This is a genomic window from Acaryochloris sp. IP29b_bin.148 (assembly GCF_028285565.1).
GTDB lineage: Bacteria > Cyanobacteriota > Cyanobacteriia > Thermosynechococcales > Thermosynechococcaceae > Acaryochloris.
Map to the genome: position 1 here is coordinate 1 of NZ_JANQOY010000051.1, position 16,538 is coordinate 16,538.

Annotated in this window: 16 protein-coding genes; 5 read left to right on the plus strand and 11 right to left on the minus strand. The window is 47.6% G+C overall.

Annotated features, from left to right (window positions below):
- Nucleotides 1–137: 137 nt before the first annotated feature.
- The 6 genes from atpH to Q0986_RS05575 all read right to left on the minus strand — a co-directional run bounded on the left by atpH (nucleotide 138) and on the right by Q0986_RS05575 (nucleotide 3,340).
- Nucleotides 138–695, minus strand: a complete 558-nt coding sequence (gene atpH / locus Q0986_RS05550) for an ATP synthase F1 subunit delta (RefSeq protein ID WP_299405524.1) — start codon at nucleotides 693–695, stop codon at nucleotides 138–140.
- Nucleotides 692–1,252 carry a F0F1 ATP synthase subunit B gene (locus Q0986_RS05555; protein WP_299405527.1) on the minus strand — a complete coding sequence of 187 codons (561 nt, stop codon included), beginning with the start codon at nucleotides 1,250–1,252 and terminating at the stop codon, nucleotides 692–694. Before Q0986_RS05555 ends, atpH begins: the two co-directional genes overlap by 4 nt.
- A gap of 32 nt (nucleotides 1,253–1,284) precedes the next feature.
- Nucleotides 1,285–1,713: a F0F1 ATP synthase subunit B' gene (locus Q0986_RS05560; protein ID WP_299405530.1), complete on the minus strand. Its 429-nt coding sequence runs from the start codon at nucleotides 1,711–1,713 to the stop codon at nucleotides 1,285–1,287.
- A gap of 146 nt (nucleotides 1,714–1,859) precedes the next feature.
- Nucleotides 1,860–2,105 carry an ATP synthase F0 subunit C gene (gene atpE / locus Q0986_RS05565; RefSeq protein WP_010468088.1) on the minus strand — a complete coding sequence of 82 codons (246 nt, stop codon included), beginning with the start codon at nucleotides 2,103–2,105 and terminating at the stop codon, nucleotides 1,860–1,862.
- Between the two features lie 130 nt (nucleotides 2,106–2,235).
- Nucleotides 2,236–3,006: a F0F1 ATP synthase subunit A gene (atpB, locus tag Q0986_RS05570; protein ID WP_299405541.1), complete on the minus strand. Its 771-nt coding sequence runs from the start codon at nucleotides 3,004–3,006 to the stop codon at nucleotides 2,236–2,238.
- Nucleotides 3,007–3,064: 58 nt separating this feature from the next.
- Nucleotides 3,065–3,340 (minus strand): ATP synthase subunit I, encoded by a 276-nt coding sequence (locus Q0986_RS05575; protein WP_299405544.1) that lies wholly within the window; start codon nucleotides 3,338–3,340, stop codon nucleotides 3,065–3,067.
- Nucleotides 3,341–4,091: 751 nt separating this feature from the next.
- Here Q0986_RS05575 and Q0986_RS05580 point away from each other — a divergent pair.
- Nucleotides 4,092–5,444, plus strand: coding sequence for a recombinase family protein (locus tag Q0986_RS05580; protein WP_299405549.1), 1,353 nt, complete (start codon nucleotides 4,092–4,094; stop codon nucleotides 5,442–5,444).
- 672 nt (nucleotides 5,445–6,116) lie between these two features.
- Here the strand turns inward: Q0986_RS05580 and Q0986_RS05585 are convergent.
- Nucleotides 6,117–6,857: a DUF2059 domain-containing protein gene (locus tag Q0986_RS05585; protein WP_299405553.1), complete on the minus strand. Its 741-nt coding sequence runs from the start codon at nucleotides 6,855–6,857 to the stop codon at nucleotides 6,117–6,119.
- Nucleotides 6,858–6,991: 134 nt separating this feature from the next.
- Here Q0986_RS05585 and Q0986_RS05590 point away from each other — a divergent pair, with 134 nt between their 5' ends.
- The 3 genes from Q0986_RS05590 to Q0986_RS05600 all read left to right on the plus strand — a co-directional run bounded on the left by Q0986_RS05590 (nucleotide 6,992) and on the right by Q0986_RS05600 (nucleotide 9,167).
- Nucleotides 6,992–7,654, plus strand: coding sequence for a class I SAM-dependent methyltransferase (locus Q0986_RS05590; protein ID WP_299405558.1), 663 nt, complete (start codon nucleotides 6,992–6,994; stop codon nucleotides 7,652–7,654).
- Between the two features lie 293 nt (nucleotides 7,655–7,947).
- Nucleotides 7,948–8,424 carry a pentapeptide repeat-containing protein gene (locus Q0986_RS05595; protein WP_299405562.1) on the plus strand — a complete coding sequence of 159 codons (477 nt, stop codon included), beginning with the start codon at nucleotides 7,948–7,950 and terminating at the stop codon, nucleotides 8,422–8,424.
- Between the two features lie 71 nt (nucleotides 8,425–8,495).
- Complete coding sequence (locus tag Q0986_RS05600; RefSeq protein WP_299405566.1) at nucleotides 8,496–9,167, plus strand: DUF4033 domain-containing protein; 672 nt, start codon at nucleotides 8,496–8,498, stop codon at nucleotides 9,165–9,167.
- Nucleotides 9,168–9,224: 57 nt separating this feature from the next.
- Here the strand turns inward: Q0986_RS05600 and Q0986_RS05605 are convergent, their stop codons facing one another.
- The 3 genes from Q0986_RS05605 to Q0986_RS05615 form a co-directional block, all read right to left on the minus strand.
- Nucleotides 9,225–10,055, minus strand: a complete 831-nt coding sequence (locus tag Q0986_RS05605) for an Rpn family recombination-promoting nuclease/putative transposase (protein ID WP_299405571.1) — start codon at nucleotides 10,053–10,055, stop codon at nucleotides 9,225–9,227.
- A gap of 80 nt (nucleotides 10,056–10,135) precedes the next feature.
- A complete protein-coding gene (locus tag Q0986_RS05610; protein WP_299405575.1) occupies nucleotides 10,136–11,062 on the minus strand; it encodes a DMT family transporter in 927 nt (308 codons plus the stop codon).
- A gap of 373 nt (nucleotides 11,063–11,435) precedes the next feature.
- Nucleotides 11,436–11,771, minus strand: coding sequence for a hypothetical protein (locus Q0986_RS05615; RefSeq protein ID WP_299405580.1), 336 nt, complete (start codon nucleotides 11,769–11,771; stop codon nucleotides 11,436–11,438).
- 178 nt (nucleotides 11,772–11,949) lie between these two features.
- Between Q0986_RS05615 and Q0986_RS05620 the strand changes: the two genes are divergently transcribed.
- A complete protein-coding gene (locus tag Q0986_RS05620; RefSeq protein WP_299405585.1) occupies nucleotides 11,950–12,468 on the plus strand; it encodes a YHS domain-containing (seleno)protein in 519 nt (172 codons plus the stop codon).
- Nucleotides 12,469–12,544: 76 nt separating this feature from the next.
- Here Q0986_RS05620 and mfd read toward each other — a convergent pair whose 3' ends face one another.
- Nucleotides 12,545–16,039 carry a transcription-repair coupling factor gene (gene mfd / locus Q0986_RS05625; protein ID WP_299405588.1) on the minus strand — a complete coding sequence of 1,165 codons (3,495 nt, stop codon included), beginning with the start codon at nucleotides 16,037–16,039 and terminating at the stop codon, nucleotides 12,545–12,547.
- Nucleotides 16,040–16,538 lie beyond the last annotated feature (499 nt).

Sequence of the window (16,538 nt, forward strand, 5' to 3'; positions counted from 1 at the left end):
TGCTCAATCTGTTGGCGAATAATATTGCTAATTTCGTCGGGTCTGATGCTTACCATGGGACTTGCTCTGATTTGTGATGTGGGTAAAGGTCAAACAACTTTAAAGGCAAAGGCAATTTAAGAAAATTGCTCAGTGCCTTAAGAAAAGCTTGTTATAGAAGAATTCATCCGGCGCAACTGGCCACGAATGCTGGCGTCTAAAACTTGAGAGCCAATTTTAATAATCACACCGCCAATAAGGTCCGGATCGATACTTGTTTCAAGCTCAACCTGGGCCGCTTGACTCATATGCTTTACTTTTTCAGTGATGGTTCGGCGTTGCTCATCGGTGAGTTCCACCGTTGAGGTCACTTCTGCCAACACTGTGTTGTTGAGTTTGCGTAGTAATGCCTGATAGTACTTGCAAATACCTTCTAAAAAGATGATGCGTCGTCGATCAATCAAGAGCAGTAAAAAATTGAAGAACTGCTTCTGGACCCGCGATTCAGCCAACTGTCGAAGGACAGCCTTCTGGGCATCGGCGGGAGTGAGTGGATTGACCAAGAAATCCCTCAGGTCATCAGAGGTTTGCAACAGACTGAGGACAAAGCTGACGTCTTCACCAATTTGGTTGGTGAGGTTGTTGCTTTGGGCCACAGACATTAACGCCTCGGCATAGGGTTCAACAATGGTGGAGCTAACCGTGCTTTGTGTCATGAGTTGCCTCCTAGCAAGGCAATGCTTTGATCGACTAATTTCCGCTGAGCGGATTCATTATTCCCTAACTGATTTTTCAAATCAGCTTCAACTTTCTCTAGGGCCATAGCGGTAACGCGCTGTTGAATTTCTGCGATCGCACGTTCCTGACTTGCAGAGGTATCTTGAGATCCAGCATCTTTGATGCGTTGAATCTCTTTCTTGGCCTCAGCCAGGATTTGCTCCTTCGCTTTGGTTGCATTTGTCTGGGCGTTGGCCAGAATTTTTTTCGCTTCTGCTTGGGCCTGAGCGAGTTTCTCTTGCTCTTCTGCCAAGGTTGCAGCAGCTTCCTTTTGGTTGGCTTCAGCATCGGCAATAGCCGTTTCAATGGCTTCTCGCCGCTTAACTAGGGCATCCCCTAGAAAGCCTCGGCCTAAATAAATCAGTAATCCGATAACGATTACTAGGTTGACGATATTGGCTTCCAAAATATCAAAGTTAAGGCTGTAACCACCAGCCTCAGCTAGTTGTGGAAACCCAGTCATGCCAGCGCTTGCCAGCCAATTAAACATCCCCATGCTTATAGTCCTAACTGCGGTGCGGTGATGGCTTATGCCAGGGTGGAGCCTAAGAGCTTATTGAGAATTTGCTGGCTGAGGGTATCAACCTGCTTTTCTAATTCGCTAAAGGCAGACTGTTTCTGTGACTCGAGTTCGGCTTGAGCTTTCATCACTTCAGCTTGAACTTGCTGTTGGGCTTCAGTGATTTGTGTTTGAGCAATTTTTTGGGCTTCGGCTTGAGCATCCGCCAACACTTGTTGTGATTGCTTCCGCGTGCCTGCCAACTCCTGTTCATATTGCTCAGTTAAGCTCTTGGCTTTAGCCAAACGCTCACGGGCTTCAGTATTGTTGGTGCGAATAAACCCATCTCGCTCATCAATGGCTTGGGTGAGGGGTTTGAAGAACACTGCATTTAACACAGCAACCAACAAAAAGAACTGGAACATCATCAATGGCAATGTGCCATTAAAATCAAACATTGTTTTGCTCAGTCTAAAAAAGGGTCAGATCAGAAAAAGTCGGAGTTGCAATTGAGAGGTATGAAAATTAATAACAAATTTCATATCGCTCAAATACAACTAGATTCGGAGAAGGGACGTTACGCGAACGTCCCTCACTAACCTGTTTAGGCGAAGGGGTTGGCGAACAGTAGCACTAGGGCGATCACCAAACCATAAATGGTTAGGGATTCCATAAACGCCAAACACAACAACAAAGTGCCTCGGATTTTTCCTTCTGCTTCGGGCTGACGGGCGATCCCTTCTACCGCTTTTCCAGCAGCATTACCTTGAGCAAGAGCAGGGCCAATTGTAGAGATGCCAATGCCCAGGGCAGCAGCTAATACAGAAGCAGCAGCAACTAACGGATCCATAATGCTTTTTTCCTTATTTTGAAATAGAACAACAAGGTAGACCTTACACAGGTTGTCAGACTTTAGATGCCTGCACCAGCCACTAATTTTGGAGCCAATCGATTACTGATTCAGTAACCTGACTTTGAGGTTAGTGGGCCTCTTCTTCGTCCCCATGACCTTCTAATGACTCGTGAATATAGGCACCAGCCAAGGTCGCAAATACCAATGCTTGAATCCCGCTGGTAAAAAGTCCCAGCAACATCACAGGCAACGGCACAATTAAGGGAACCAGTAGCACCAAAACTGCAACCACTAGTTCGTCGGCCAGGATGTTACCAAACAGACGGAAACTAAGGGAAAGCGGCTTGGTGAAATCTTCAAGAATCGCAATTGGGAGCAGTACCGGAGTGGGTTCGATGTACTTGCGAAAGTAACCGAGTCCTTTTTTCCGAAATCCTGCGTAAAAGTAAACAAACGACGTACACAATGCCAAAGCGACAGTGGTGTTGATGTCATTTGTAGGTGCGGCTAGTTCTCCCTCAGGGAGGCTAATCAGCTTCCAAGGGAATAGTGCACCAGACCAATTGGAGACAAATATGAATAGAAAGAGCGTCCCGATGAATGGCACCCATGGACGGTATTCTTTCTCGCCAATTTGATTTTTAGTCAAATCACGGACAAACTCTAGCGCGTACTCCATAAAATTTTGGAGACCACTAGGAATGCGCTCAACCTTGCGGGTTGCCAGCACAGACACAATGACTAAGATGCCGATGACGATCCAGGATGTAATCAGAACCTGACCATGAACCTTTAAGCCACCGATCTGCCAGTATAGGTGCTGACCCACCTCTAAACTTGCGAAAGGCAAGGCGGTGAACCAATTAAAAGAATCTAGCAGAAGGCTGCTGTGATGCATAATACGCCCAACCTCGTTGGAACTTCAGGCAAAAAAATAGGGGCATTCTGTCGATGTCTCAAGGGTTAGTTGAGGGGGACAGAACTGCAGACCACAAGACGAAAAACAGGATGCCAACTTTGTAGGTGAGAAATCCTAGAAAAACAGGTAGGACCTCTAACTGATTCCACTGAGTTGCCACGACAATCAGTAAAACGAAAACACCGAGCTGGCCTTTACCGACCTGGGTATTCCCGCTTCCTAATTGCTCAACATTCTTCGCCAAAATCCTTAGATATAACACTCCAACAGATGCCCCAAGCAAATAGCTGCTGGCAACCTTTAGAGAGTACATCCACCACACAGGGCCAAAAAATAACCCTGCTATAACTGAAGATGAAATTATCAAGCCATTTTTAAGCTGATAAAAGTCATCCATCGAATCTCCTGCTTGAGAAATCTTTACTTCAGCTAGCTCGCTCTCGCTGGAGATGGGGCTGGGCTGAAGGGGAGGATCTGTCAATTCCACAGGTTAGAAATTTGGTTTGGATGCGTTACTGCAGGCCAAGGCCAATGATATCACGACTGGGTAACATTACTTAATGAATAACCTGGAGAATCTAAAATTTACCCCAAGGATATTCTGGCTGTTTTTATTCCTATGCGTAGGGGGGCTTGATGGCATCAAACGCCTACTCTGAAAATACTCTAGGGAATGCTTCAGGCGATAACGACCCTCATCTTTATCTAACAAGCGGTCGGATTCTGTTTTCCTCAAAGTTTGCCTAAACCTGATGTAATTCAGTAACGGCAAGGGTTTTTAGACAATTGGGTAGGATAGGGTCGCGCCCCTTTAATCCGCCTTTGTTATTGCAGGCTGACGCCATCCTCTCTCGACACAACCAGTTGTTACGATTTGTATCTATTCTTGGGTAGACAGCTTTATCTCACATGGGATGGTAGGAGAGACTAGGCTGCTATTCTTCTAGGCTAAGTTGTGTAGCCCTATGTGGTGTAAGGTGTGCTGGGCCAGGCGATCACTTAGCGTCTATGGTGGTGATCAGTTCCTTTTGTCATGCTCGTTTCTCCCAATCTTGGATGGACTTATGCCTATCTTTGCCTATCTTTACCAAGACTTGACCTGGGAAATTCAGTTAGAGTCAACCATCTGGGGATGGGAAGTAGACAAGGTGTATCAAGATTTGGATTGGCGTCGTTCTCAGCTAGATGCTCTGTTGCAAGATTGCCACGCTCATCCACCTGACTTTTTATTACTGATGCGGTTAGAGGATTTAGGTGAATCACTCACTCAGGTCACGCAACACTTAACGCAGCTAGAGGATTTGGGGATTTGCATTCTGGCAATTGAACAAACCTATCAGTCTCCCTGTTTTCCTCAATGGCAGCCCCATTCACCACAAGCGAACAAGGCCGGGGTTGAGCGTTCTCCATCCCCTTCATCTCAACTGCTAGTCCTCTTAGATGCCATTCAAGCGGAACAGCGCAGTCGACGGATTCGGCATGGCCATGCCCAAAATCGGATCAAACGGCGACCCCCACCCGGCAAAGCGCCCTATGGGTATCGGCGGGGCAAGGATCGATACGTCATTGACCGCACCGTCTCTCCAGTCGTTAAGGATTTTTTTGAGCACTTTCTACTCTATGGGTCTTTACGAGGATCTGTGCGATATATCGCTAAGAAACATGGCAAAAAAATTTCGGTTTCGACCGGACGACGGTGGTTGACAAATCCGGTGTATCGCGGAGATTTGACCTATCAAAATCAGCAGGTGGTGATGGATACCCATACACCATTGCTCTCTCGGGAAGAAGCGGCGCAAGTGGATCGATTATTGCGCCGGAATCGCAGTTTGACCCCCAGAGCGGCTAGTGCTCCTCGATCCCTATCTGGCATTGTCTTTTGTGCCACTTGCCAGTCGCCCATGACGATTTCGCGAGTGATGCCCCGAGGAAAGGGTAAGGAATATCTCTATCTTCGTCCGACTAAATGTCCTGACAAGCCCAGATGCCAAGCGATTTCCTACGACAAGATTTTGCAGAAAACGATTCAGTCTATTTGTGATGAACTCCCCCAAGCGGTGGCTGGGGTGAATCAACCGATTCTGAGTCAGTTTAAGCAGGGGGTAGATGCAGAAATTGCAGCCAAGCAAAAGATTTTGTCTCAACTGCCCGAGTTGGTAGAAATCAATGTACTCGATCAATCCACGGCTGATTTACGGGCCTATAATTTGCAAACTGAAATTGCGGAATTAAAAAGTCGGTTGGCTCAACTTCCGCCGGTGAATTTAAAGGAGATTGCCCAAACGGTATCCATCGATCAGTTTTGGATGGATTTATCCGAGTCTGAACGACGGTTCTATTTTCGGGAATTTATTCGCCAGGTGGATCTCATTCGAGTGGGTAAAGAGTGTGAGGTCAAGCTCAATTTTATGTTTTAAATAGCTAACAGAGCTTCAATCTAATTGTGGATTTTGCAAGACCCTATTAGATCTGAACATTATTGATCATTGTTTACAATATCAGCTCACTGGTTGAACAAAATTTATCTGACAAAAGAATGAAGGATTAACAAATCTGAGGAGGAATTCCCAATTGAAATCTTGTTGATTCATATCTGGCATATCCATCTCTTTCACCAAGGTATCTCATCGGGGATGCATTGTTTAGATAGGATTACGTTAAATTCATTAATGCCTAAAAAGATGAGGAGAGTATCGATTGATTTTTTATTTAAAGGAATAGAATAAACTCACCAATGCTCTGTCAGGCTAAACCTCCAATACTCCTCACAGTTTCTTCATAATTACTTGATAATCTTGAAAAAGACTAGATAAACATAAGCATAAGAATCCCCTTTGAAAAGCAATGATTCAAGGGGGGCTTTTTTTTGCTTCTAGGAAATTTTTTATTCCACTCTGCAAGCAAGATTAAGCTTGCTAAGCTCTGAGTTTATACTGTATTTATTAGGATATTAAGCCTCCGTTAAACCTTGACCTTAATCCATTTAAATTGCCTGATTAAATCACGGTAAGGGCTTTGTTTTACCTGAAGGTTAGCTTTCAGCTACTTCTACATTCGATGTGCTGTATCACTGGATTCTTGCTACTAATTTAAGGGGATTGAGGAGAGGGTTGCGTTTTTGTGCCGGGTGGGGGAGAGAAAGGCTCTGACCCAAACTCTTCTTGCATGATTTCTTTCAATAGTTGGGTAATCTCGGGCAGCAAAATCTGATTGGATTGTTCCAGTGCCTCTTTTGTGAGTTGAGGTAATGTTGCGATCGCTTTTCGTCCTGTTGGCGTTTGGTAGAACTTAATTAAGTCCTTTAGCTCTTTCTCCGTATAGTACTTGGCATAGAGGTTCATACTAATGTCCTCCGTAACTTTGCCAATATTGACCCTGCTAGGCAATAACGCTCGATAGCGCTTTACCAGCCGTTGAGTTGTGGCGGTAACCTGTTTGAGCAGTTCATCTCCTTGGAGCTGAGTGCGATCGCTAATAATTTGTGCCAACACCTTCGGTAGCGTTTCCTCCATATTCGCCAACATTGCTTCTAGGTGTTGTTCTGAATTCTTCCTTTGCTCCGTAATCTGTAATAGCTCGCGAATTAATGCCATCTTCTTTGGAGAAGGGGGAGCATCTACCACTGGCACATTTTTTGTCTTGCTGGGCGTATCGTCCTTGATCTCTAGCTCACGCTCTATCGGTTTGGGCTGCTCCGCAGAGTGAGGGAGGGTAGACGGGGCTGGTTGGACTTCGGCCTGAGCGGCCAACCGAGGGAAAATGATTGGAGTGGTCTGAGTAAGAACAACAACCCCCACTAGACTGATCCGTAACCCCGAATATTGCAACACCCTCTTTGCCCCTTTTGCCCGTTTAACAGCACCCTATTGGTAGCCAGTTTAACAATTCCTTAGCAGGGGCTTCAGGCAGGCAGAATATCGCACGGGATTAAAATGGGCGCTAGGTATCATTGGAGGTCTTTATCATGCCCGCACAATCACAGGCTCCCTCTGCCTGGCAAAGTCCGCAGTGGTATCAACGTTTCTTTGCTTGGGCCATGGCCACCGCCACCCGTGGGTACGAAGATCAGATGGCGGCCCGGAAACAACAGTTGTTTGCCGATCTTCAGGGAGAGGTATTAGAACTCGGTCCGGGGGCTGGCCCCAATCTGACCTACTTGAGCCCTCAGAACCATTGGCTAGGGCTGGAACCTAATCCCTATATGCATCCCTACCTGAAACAGAAAGCTGCTGCCCTTGGACTTGACGTCGATGTGCAGACTACGACACTGGCAGATATTTCTATCCCTGACAATAGTAAAGACGTGGTGTTGTGTACACTGGTTCTCTGTTCAGTGCCCAACCTGGAAGCCACTATTCAGGAGGTTTTGCGTGTGCTTAAACCGGGCGGACAGTTTCTGTTTATCGAACATGTGATTGCCCCTGCGGGCAGTCTGTTGCGCCGGGTGCAAACGGGGTTATGCCCAGTCTGGCAAGTGATTGGTGATGGCTGTCGTTTGGATCGGGATACGGGCAAAGTGATTGAAGCGGCAGGGTTTGCTACCGTTGACTACGAAACCTTTGATGCACCGGTTCCCCTTCCTGTCGTGCAGCCTCATATCATCGGCGTTGCGGTTAAATCGGTCTGACCCTCACAGTATCCTCAAATTTATTTTTTAAACTTTCTGCATACCTAGCCAATGTCGACTTAAACGGCTGTGTGACTGTTCTAGGGAGAAGAAGTCATGAATACCACCCATCGTCATCGCGATATCTTGCACCGCGATCCCTATGGATCCGCATTTGCAGGGCTGCTCATTTTGTTATTTCTAGCTTTTGCCATCGCATCACTTTTTTAGCTAAGTGATGCAGGACGGAGGGGGTGAATCTAAATGGAGAGGAGATTCATCCCCTCATGAGTGATTACAGTGAGGGAAATCTTATGAATTCAATGAAACTGTTGCAAGAATATAGTGCTGGACAGCGTAATTTTCGGAACGCCTATTGCCATCAAATAGATTTAAACGGGGCCAACTTAAGCCAGATTGATTGGAGCGAGGCGGATCTAAGTCAAGCCGATTTAAGTCGCACGAATCTACATGGGGCCAACTTGAGTTGCGCCAATTTAACCGATGCAGACTTAAACCAAGCGGATCTGCGGAGTGCCAATATGAGTCAGGTCAATCTGATTGGAGCTGATTTACGGGGTGCAAAATTGGGCCGAGCCAATTTGAAGGGAGCTGATTTACGCTGTGCCAATCTCAGCAATGCTGATTTCAGTGGAACATGTCTGGATGGGGCAGAACTGAGTGGTGCCGACTTGAGTGGTGCCAATATTACTCAGGCGGAGTTGAGTCAGACGGCTCAACATAGTGGTGAATCTCATCAATGGGTATCCTGGGCAGGCAGCCATAAATAAGCCCATCGCCTCACTCATCAAAGGACGCTGGCTGGCCTCAACAGAGGGGTGCAAACCGCTATATTGGGGGAATGGCGCGGCTTGATGAGGAGACTGGGGTGAAAACAGAATATCAAGACAATCCACTGGATCGCCTATTTATCTGGTTTTTTGCCAAAAAAATGGCAAAAGTGGCTGGCAGCGAAAGCGAGCTAGCCGGGTATGCAGGTTTAGTGGATTTGTCGGTGCAAATTATGCGAGGCCGCAGTGCCCAGGAGCAGCAAGAGGCGTTGGCGACGGTGTTGCGATCGCTAATTCCCGGCTACGTTTTATGGGGAATTCGCACGCTGTTTGATCCCACCCAGCGCATTTTGGAATGGAATGCCTGGTTTGCTAGCCGCATGTTTACCTGGCTGGTGGGTCCTTGCGATCTCAAAGAGGTGGAAGTTGTCGGCGACAATGACCGACTTCGAACGCAACGCAGCGGTATCCATATTCAAAAATGCCGCTATTTAGAACAGAGCGGTTGTGTGGGCATGTGCGTGAATATGTGCAAATTACCCACCCAAGACTTTTTTGCTCGGGAATTTGGCTTTCCCCTTACCTTAACTCCAAATTTCGAAGACATGAGCTGTGAGATGGTCTTTGGTCATCCTGCACCTCCCATTGAGGAAGAGTCCCTGTATCATCAGCCCTGCCTGGTGGGAGACTGTACGATTGCTCAGCCCAAGGCCCCTGTATGCCCGCAAGTGCGAAAGTGCTGAATATTTACAGGTGAATGATTCGAATTACTGTAATCAAATGTAGGCTAAGCATTCCAGCTACTCAGCGCGATTCTCTTGGAGCCAATTCACAAGATCAGCAGATTCCGTAAAATCAAGCAAAGCCTCACCTAAAGTTTCAAGCTGTCCAAGAGATAAAGCTTGAATTTGAGCGCGCAACTCCGGAGAAATATCCCCAATGCGATGAGTGAGCTGGCGGAGAACTAAGCGAGTTTCCCCGCTTTGCTCCCCTTTTTGAAGGAATTCTTCTTTCCACTCTTGATAGATAACTGACTGTTGCATGATTTCCTTCCGTAGAACTTGATTAATGAAGTTCCTTCCTAATGTTAACCCAGCCAGAATCCCAGTGGAGGCTGCAACATTACTCTGAATCCGCATCTCAGGAATGGTATCGATATGCTCGGCTACTTGACGCAAAGTTCGCTCCCGATCTGAAGTATTAGTGAGAACGGCCAAGGGAAGCAGCCCAGTCGTTTCCAAGAAAAGTTGAGTGGGCTGTTCCCATAGACGAATTACCTCAAACTCATGACGAGTCCCCGGAATCTCAAAAGCTGTTTGGTACACATATTCTGAATTCGAGGGCGTCAAATAAATCACTACCTGCTTCATCTCCTTTTGAGGAAAGCGGCGGTAAACTCGGAGGCGATAATCTGCCATCCGATAGGGCATATTTTGGTCAGGTTCTGTCTGAAACTCTAGGTGCAAAATGTACTCTTCGGAATCTAGCAGAATTAGCGCATCAGCCCGAATAGGTTCAAGGGATAGCTCAGCAGGACTGAGCTGGGTGAGGGAGATGGGTTTTCCTAGAAGCCAGGCTGCAAAGTCACTGGAAAAGCTTTCTGCAAGGAACTTACAGGTAGAGTCAAACATTTAGGGATTATATCAGTCCTGCTTAAGGCCAAGCTGGGTGATAGCAATGTTGGGAGTGGCAGGCCGATGACTCACTACAGCTACGATTTCCGCTCCCGACTGAGCAAGGCCACACTAAAAGTAACCAAAAGAACACCGAAAAGTTGGAGTGGATTGAGGGTTTCCTGAATGGCAAACCAGGCCAAAACAACCGTTAAAGCTGGATTGGTAGCCCCAATAATAGATGCTGTGGTCGCTCCAATTAGACGAATGCCCATATTGTTGAGTAGGTGACCGCTTGAGGTGGCAATGGCAGACAACAAGCCACCAATCCATAATGGCCCCCACTCAATGGCCTCTGGCTGTGTCCAGAACAGCAAGCTGATACAGGACAAGACCAGCGTGACCGCGAAGCTAATCCAGGTATAGGGAACGGGATGGACCTGCTCAAAGCTTTTTTGTGCGAGAACCGTATAGATAGCGTAGGCAACGCCAGACCCAATTCCTAATCCAATCCCCAAGGCATTAGCCGTGAGTCCAGTTTGAGGAACCGTAAGGGCACTGCCAAACAGGACTAATCCCATTACCGTCCAGCGAAATCGGGAGGGAGCAGTACCAAAGAAGTACCAAGAGAGGAGGGCTGTAAAAACGGGAAAGGTGAAAAATAGGGTTAGGGCAATTCCGGTGGGAATTAGGCCCACAGAAAAATAGAGCAGTGCCAGGTAGAGGTACATAAATATGCCACCCAGCAGCGATCTCATTAGGTCAGGGCGATTCTGCTTTTGACCCAGCTTTCGTAAATCCCACCAAAGTGCCGGGTAAAACAGGGGCGTCATGGCCGATACTAACGGCACCACCAGGACCATCCGCATCGCCATTAACAAAAAAGAGTTGGGGAGGGAAGGGATAACGAATCCTCCCGTTTGCAGCAGGCCAACAACAGTGTATTCGTTAAAGAGAATACGGACGATTACGTTCTGTAAGCAAAAGAAGACTGCGCCCAGCAAGACGATCAAAAAACCAACCATAATCTGGGATAACTCATAAATTTACCGTTATTAAGGTCTGGCTGATTTCAGGTAAGGCACCTTTCATTTTTGGCTAACAATCAATGAGGTTAAAAATGCGCAATCAAATTTCATCTTTAAAGAAACTTTCGCAGAACAGTTTTCTAAATATTATTTTTATAGCTTTATAGGTATACCACATAGAAAATGAACACAATAACTCTATAAAACCTTTATGGGAAGGTGATCGTCATAAAGGTTTTTAGGTGACATAAGAGCGCAGGACAGTGGTGCAAGTATAAATAATCTTGAATAAATAGAATATCTCTAGAAAAACTCATATGTTTCTCAGGAAATCTCATTTAGTCTTCAGGCTACCCTTATCCAACGTCTCTTAACTATATAAGTGTTGGTTTTGAACCGACCCATTGATTTCTGGAGTTCTGTGTATGAAAGTCAAATATTTAGCATTATTAGCATCAACCTCTATGTTGACTGTTGGGGTCGCCACAACGACTCTAATTTCTCCCCCAACCCATGCTAATCCTTGTGCTGCAACTACCGTAGATAATCCTTGTGCTGCCAAGAATCCTTGTGCTGCCAAGAATCCTTGTGCTCCTAAAGACCCCTGTGCCGCGAAAAACCCTTGTGCTCCTAAAGACCCCTGTGCCGCGAAAAACCCTTGTGCCCCTAAAGACCCCTGCGCTGCCAAGAATCCTTGTGCTGCCAAAGACCCCTGTGCTGCAAAAAATACTGAAAAAAGCTATTAAGTAATGGGCAACAATGAGGGTGCTATAAGCACAGAATTATCCCTTGCTTGTGTGAGTGCCCTCAAGTCTTTGAGTCGTCGGCCCTAGCTATTTTTTAATACGAAGTTGTACCTGATACATTGTTGTGGAGTAAAAGTTATGAACCCAATCACTCTGGCCAAAATTGCCATATCTTCCATCATACTTTTGGGTACGGTGTCTACAGTACCTTCCATTATTCGCACTGGAGGATTAGCAATTGCTAATCCAATATCTGAACCCGTTCCTTCTTCTAAGGCAATTTTTTCAGAAGATGGAATCGCCATTCGCGGAACGGATCCCGTGGCATACTTTACGGAAGGCCGCCCTGTCCAAGGGGTGAAAGACTATGCCTATGAGTGGCAAGGTGTCACTTGGCTATTTGCTAATGCCAAGCATCGAGACCTATTTGTCAGTAACCCCGAAGCCTATGCACCACAATATGGTGGTTTTTGTGCCTATGGTGTCAGCCAAGGTACGTTAGTTTCGATTGTGCCAGAAGCTTGGGCCATCGTGGATGGCAAGCTGTATCTGAATTTTAGTGCCGATGTGCAGCAGCTTTGGCAAGAAAATATTCCGGGTTATATTTCCCAAGCGGATCAAGCCTGGCCGAAGTTAGTCTCTCAAAACGCCCAGTAAGCCCTATCTCTTTAACCGAATTGCAGGTTAGTGAGGTTCGAGTCTTCACCTCAGATAGACGGTGAGGCTCTGGGCTCTAAACTGCTTCCACTAAAGCTTTCTCGACTTCAGGTAAAGCCCCCTTCATCTTGCCGAGCCAGTCAATCAGGCTTTCCAATTGGCGGTCGGCTTTCATAACGCCAAGTCCTCGCACCGTCACCTTACCGGGGAAGTATACGAAGCGCGATCGCAAATGTTCAGGTAGATTTTCCTTCAATAACTTAAAGGCCGGTTCTTCCATTGGGGTTTCCAGCATCACATGCTGTTTATCCTCTGGTTTGATGCGTGCGAAGCCCAGGGATTTTGCTAACTGCTTGAGTTCCATAATTCGCAATAGCTGTTGGGCTGAATCGGGAATCGGACCATAGCGATCGTTCCAGTCCACCGCAGTTTGGGTGAGGTCGGCTTTAGTCTCTGCTGAGGCCACCGCCCGATAGGCACTCATTTTTTGATCTAAATCGGTGATGTAATCGGCAGGAATAAAGGCCGTTAGGTTGAGGTCCACCTGGGCTTCATCCACCTGGGGAATTTCTTGACCGCGAATTTCGTTGATGGACTCGTCCAGCATCTCCATATACAGGTCAAAGCCAATGGCTTCCATTTGCCCCGACTGCTCTGCCCCTAGCAAATTGCCCACTCCCCGAATTTCCATATCCCGCACCGCTAACTGATAGCCAGACCCGAGCTGACTAAACTCTTGCAAAGCCCGGAGTCGCTTACGAGCCTTCTGCGTTAGAGAACTTTGATTGGGATAAAACAGCCAAGCATAGGCTTGAATCCCGGCACGACCCACCCGACCTCGAAGCTGATAGAGCTGGGAGAGGCCAAACTTTTGGGCATCTTCAATCAGGATGGTATTGACGCGGGGAATATCTAGGCCCGATTCAATAATGGTGGTACAGACTAGGATTTCAGCGTCGCCATTGCTAAAGGTAAGCATCGTCGCCTCTAGCTCCCCCTCCACCATCTGACCGTGGGCAATGGCAATCCGCGCACTAGGTACCATTTCCCGTAGCTTACCCGCCACTTCTTCAATCCCTTCCACTCGGGGCACCACATAAAAGATCTGGCCACCTCGGTCTAGCTCTTGGCGCACGGCACTGCGAATCGATTCTGGATCGTAGGGCGACAGATGGGTTTTAATCGGACGGCGGGAGGGAGGAGGCGTGGTAATTAGGCTCATTTCCCGCACCCCAGACAGGGCCATATAGAGGGTCCGAGGGATAGGTGTGGCGCTGAGGGTGAGCACATCCACTTGGGTTTTTAGGGTTTTGATTTTTTCTTTTTGGTTAACCCCAAACCGCTGCTCTTCGTCAATCACCAGCAGGCCCAAATCCCGGAAGTTGACGCTCTTACCCAGGAGCTGATGGGTGCCAACGACAATATCTAACTCCCCGGTTTTCAGGCGATTTTGAATGTCTTTGCGTTCTTCGGCGCTGCGGAACCGATTGAGAAGACCAATTTGAATCGGGTAGGGAGCAAAGCGTTCTTTGAGGGTGTGGTAGTGCTGTTGGGTCAGAATGGTCGTCGGTGCGAGAAAGGCCACCTGTTTACCTGCGGTCACCGCTTTAAATACTGCTCGGGTAGCCACTTCGGTTTTACCAAAGCCAACATCGCCACACACCAGTCGATCCATCGGGCGAGGATTTTCCATATCCCGTTTGACGTCTTGGGCCGCTTTAAGCTGGTCGGCGGTGGGTTGGTAGGGAAAGGAATCTTCCATCTCTTCTTGCCAGGGCTGATCGAGGGGAAAGGTAAATCCCTCCTGCTGGGCTCGCTGGGCATAAAGCTTGAGCAGATCCACTGCCAATTTTTTAATGGACTTGCGAACCTTATTCTTGGTTTTCTCCCAAGCTTTCCCCGACATTTTATTAAGTTGGGGCCGCCCTTCTCCCGTATTGCGGAAGCGAGATAAGGAGCCTAACTGATCCGCCGCCACCCGCAAGGTGCCATCGGCGTATTGCAATACCAAATATTCACGGGTCTCATGGTTTAGAGTTAGACTTTCTAGCTTCAGAAATTTACCAATGCCATGATTGCGGTGAACAACAAAATCTCCCGGCTGGAGTTTGTTCGGATCGACCTGTTTAGAGGTGGCCCGCCGTCGTTTGCGAATATAGGTGGGAGTGGCTAGGGTATGCTGACCAAAAAACTCGCGGTCTGTAATCACCACCGTGCGGAAGGTGGGTAGCACAAAGCCTTCAAGTTCCGCTAACCCAGAATATTTAAGGGCAACGGGAGTGCGCTGCTCCTGCAGTTTGTTGATGGCCAGGAAGTCTTTAGGGTTAGGTACAAACTGGGCGGGACAGTCATGTTCCTGCAACAGGGCCACGGAGCGAGAGGGCTGAGCGGAGATCAGCCAGATACTGAATTTGCGATCGCGTTCTTCTCGAATGGTCTCTGCTAGCTTGCCAAACTGGTGAGGCACCGCAGGCACGGTCCGACTGGACAGGTTTAAGCCGCCCTTTTCCTCAGCTAACTCGGACAGAAAGATCCGCTCAAACACTTCAATTTGATCCAGAGCCGCCTCGAAATCTTGGTGTAGCTTCGGTAGTGGAGTCTCCGGTAAACTCACGGACTCCCATTGTTCCTGGGCATGTTCTACCCAGCGGTTACTGTGGGGGCGACATTGCATGGGTTCATCAACGACCACCAGCGTATTTTCCGGCAGGTAATCCAATAGTGAAGCAGGTGTCTCAAAGGCCATCCCCAGAAACCGCTGACTGCCTTCTAAGGTTCCAGTTTCTAGGAAGGCCAGTTCCTCTTCTGTTAAATAGGCTTTGACTTGGGCCTGTTGGGCCTCACTGAGAGACGCTAATGTAATCGGGGCAAAGCTAGTGGGCGTCAGGGTGAGCTTTTCACTGCTATCTAAAGATCGCTGACTCGTGGGGTCAAACTCCCGCATTTTATCCAGCTCATCCCCAAACCACTCCAACCGAATAGGCAGCTCGGACGCCACAGGAAAAATATCGACAATATCCCCGCGCCGACTCCATTGGCCTTCAGTTTCCACTAGGGAGACTCGCTCATATCCAAGTCGCGCTAGCTTATCGCTGAGGGTTTTTAGGTCTAGCTCAATCCCCGTTTCCAAGTTCAGGCAATAGGGTTCAAAGACCTGCACAGGGGGTAAGTGGGGTTGCAAGGCCCGTTCCGTGGTCACAATCGCTAAAGGCGCAGCTTCTGGGTTGGCATTGAGCTTTAGGGTTTCGGCCAACACCTGCAACTGCCCCCAGATCATCTCCGACTCTCGATCTAAGGATTCATAAGGGGAGGCTTCGGAGGTGGGATAAAAATAAACCGTCTGCCAGCCCATGGCTTCAAGCTGGGTGGCCCAGCGTCCAGCTTCTTCTAGGGTGGCGGTGACTACAAACAAATGCTGCTGTCGCTGTTGGGCGAGGGCAGAGGCGACCAGTCCCTTGGGCAAGCGAGGCACACCACATAACTCTAAGACTCGCTGCTCTTTCAACTTCAGCAGTAATTCTTCCGATAGGCGAGAACGCCCCAAGGCTTGCACGATTGCAGAAAAACTCATGATTGCTTATTTCCCTGCTGCGGTCATCGGCAACAGGTACCTTTTTTCAACGCTTTACCACACCATAGGATAACAAGGTCAGAGCAGGCTGTGCTTGATGATGAGAGCGATTAAAACTGGGGGAAACCTTGACATACTAATGTTTGGAACTGTGAAAAAGAGGCAGTGATTTTGTCTGCCGCTCTGAATCCTAAAACCTTGAGCTATCGCGAAGGAACACCGATCAGAGCTTTATCACATAGTTGCAAGTATTTTGAAGCTGGAAGTCCTACTCTACAAACTTTCCCCTGGTTTCAATCTCTCTCCCTAAAAAATTTCTCGATTTTGCATAAAAGTTGCGAGAAACTCAGATATATCTAGGGTTCTCAAAAATATAAACTTTCATCATAAAGCTGGTGTGACTAGTCCTAAATTTTGAAGATAACCCATCAGTTATGCAAAATTGTTCAGACATCGGATAGTTTCAGAGAACCCCTCTTGTTCAAGATATGTTCTTTGC